The 1,410-nt window shown below is 67.7% G+C and carries 3 protein-coding genes; all 3 read right to left on the bottom strand.

The window, feature by feature from the left end; all coding sequences use genetic code 11:
* Window positions 1–226: collagen-like repeat preface domain-containing protein (locus tag FJ309_17610; protein ID MBM3956391.1), on the bottom strand; the 226-nt coding region annotated here is incomplete at its 3' end.
* Window positions 226–534, bottom strand: coding sequence for a hypothetical protein (locus tag FJ309_17615; protein MBM3956392.1), 309 nt, complete (start codon window positions 532–534; stop codon window positions 226–228). The genes FJ309_17615 and FJ309_17610, both read right to left, overlap by 1 nt.
* A gap of 475 nt (window positions 535–1,009) precedes the next feature.
* On the bottom strand, window positions 1,010–1,345 hold the full coding sequence (locus FJ309_17620; GenBank protein ID MBM3956393.1) for a hypothetical protein: 336 nt from the start codon (window positions 1,343–1,345) through the stop codon (window positions 1,010–1,012).
* Window positions 1,346–1,410: the final 65 nt, after the last annotated feature.

Consider the following 1,410-nt stretch of genomic DNA (forward strand, 5'->3'; position numbering starts at 1 on the left):
GGCTGTTGACGCTGTCGACGGCCCCGCTGCCGCCGCCGCCGCTGCCTGCGGTGATCGTGAGCGTGGCGCCACTAACGCCAGTTGCGGCGCTGATGGTCGCGCCGCCTGCGCCGACCAGCGTAATCGCGCCCGTGAACGTGTTCACGCTGATGACGCCGGTTCCGCTCGGCCCTGCCGGCCCTTGCGGTCCAATGCCACTGCCCAGCGTAATGTTGATGTCGGCCATCAGGTCACCTCAAACGTGCCTTCGATCGCCTTGCGTGTCGTCCCGCCTGGCGCGTCGAACGTCAGATACCAGTTGTACGTGCCGCTGACCATGTTCGTCGGCCACGTGACCTGCACTGTACCAGCCGTCGCCGATACCACGCTCACGGTCGCGGTGGCGACGCTGGCTGCGTCCACGACGCTGACCACGCCAGCGGTCCACGTGTAGCCCGTGACGTCGATATCGAAGTCGACGCTCGCCGCGAGGTCGTCCAGGCGACGCGCGACGACGTTGGCGACACCGGGAATCTGCGAAAAGTTGACTGCCATTCGTCACCTCGTCCGGCACTGTGTGCAACGCCTCACGATACCATCGCTGCCCATCACGTTGCCCGTGCCGAGGCAGGTCGAGCACTTTTGCAACGCTGCCTTCTTCCGGCATCCACACCCGCAGTCTTTGTCGCATTCCATCCGAATCCGCCCGTCGGGGCGATAGACGCCGTTGGTGCACTTGCCGCCGCACGCGCAGCTTGGCGGCTTTGGTGGCGTCGGGGGCGGTGGCGTCGGGGACGGTGGTGCGGGGGCGACGACCGCCTCCGCCAGGGCGACGGCGGCAGCGGCCCTAGGGCGATCGGCGTCCCACGAGTCCGAGACGAGGACGGACGGGGCACGCTTCGCCTCGTCTCGTTGGCGGGCGTCCTCAGCAGCAGCCCACGCCATGAGGATTGCTGGCGACGCCAGTAGCAGCAGACCGCCGACGAGGACCGCGAAAACCAGCAGCAGGTCGGCGACGCGGACGGTCATCTCACCACCCCCGTTCGTGACGGCACACCGGGTATCCGTCAGGTCCGATCTCGCATTCGCGCTCCGCCTCGACGGTCGCTGGCTCGGGTGCCGGCGCGGGCGGCGGCGGCGGTTCAGCGAAGACGAGCATCCATCCGACCGACTTCGCAAACCTGACGATCGCCGCGATCACCGGCCGCTCAATGTGCGGATCGGGAATCGGTCCCGGCGTCCACGGCGACGGGCGCGAAGGCCGCACCCACGACGCCAGCAGCACGCCGACGAGCAGAGCGCAGGCGATCGGCCACAGCGACGGGCCGGCCATTTTGTTGGCGTCGTTGAAATGGTTCTTCGGCATTTTCCCGGTTTCCAGAAATGGGTAGCGTCACAATCCAATCGCGAGCCCGGCAGGGTTGCCGAGCC

It is taken from the genome of Planctomycetota bacterium, from assembly GCA_016872555.1.
Lineage (GTDB): Bacteria > Planctomycetota > Planctomycetia > Pirellulales > UBA1268 > F1-20-MAGs016.